The following is a 585-nucleotide window of genomic DNA, read 5'->3' as shown; positions in this document are numbered from 1 at the left end:
CTTTGTACTCGATGGGCATAAACCTTCGCACTAGATGTCGACATCTTCATACCTCCCCGTGTTTGAGCCACGGAACGTAATCAGACTGGGAAAATGATAGCAAGCGTTACGGGTTTAAAAACAGATGAGCCGGCACGTCACTTTCATGACCATCGACGATGCGGAGCACTACACGCCCGAGCAACGTGCCGAGATCATCGCCGCCTATCCCGAGCATGAGCGTGAGGCGCGCGCCAAAGGCATCCCGGTACTGGGCTCTTGCCGCATCTTCCCGATTGCGGAGGAGCATGTCGGTTGTGATCCCTTCAAGCTGCCTCGCTTCTGGCCACGTCTCGATGCTCTCGACTTCGGATGGGATCACCCTTCAGCTGATCGAGACATGGAATCATGTGCCTATTTCAGAAACCGCCTGAGCTGAAGCCGTTGCCACCGACACCGACCATCAAGGACGAAGACGTCAAGGCGCGTGAGGATGCGGCACGTGCTGCGCTCAATCAGCAGCAAGGTACAGCTGGCACGGTGAAGACCGATCTGGCGCCCACTGACATCGTCGGCCAGAAACGCGTGCTGTTGGGCGTCTGACCA

2 protein-coding genes are annotated in these 585 nt (G+C 57.1%); both read left to right on the top strand.

The genetic code is table 11. The features are described 5' to 3' along the window. Positions 1–145: 145 nt before the first annotated feature. The gene (locus AC1DX0_RS36850; RefSeq protein ID WP_477218937.1) at positions 146–418 is read left to right on the top strand and encodes a terminase large subunit domain-containing protein; all 273 of its coding nucleotides are present in this window, start codon (positions 146–148) and stop codon (positions 416–418) included. A gap of 5 nt (positions 419–423) precedes the next feature. Further along, a complete protein-coding gene (locus AC1DX0_RS36845; RefSeq protein ID WP_477218938.1) occupies positions 424–582 on the top strand; it encodes a hypothetical protein in 159 nt (52 codons plus the stop codon). The last annotated feature ends 3 nt before the right edge of the window (positions 583–585 follow it).

It is taken from the genome of Mesorhizobium sp. P3_A9 (genome assembly GCF_056402975.1).
This window is presented reverse-complemented; position numbering and strand designations above follow the sequence as displayed.

Coding starts and splice junctions, on each gene's coding strand:
- AC1DX0_RS36850 (WP_477218937.1), top strand. CDS start 146: ATGACCATCGACGATGCGGAGCACTACACGCCCGAGCAACGTGCCGAG.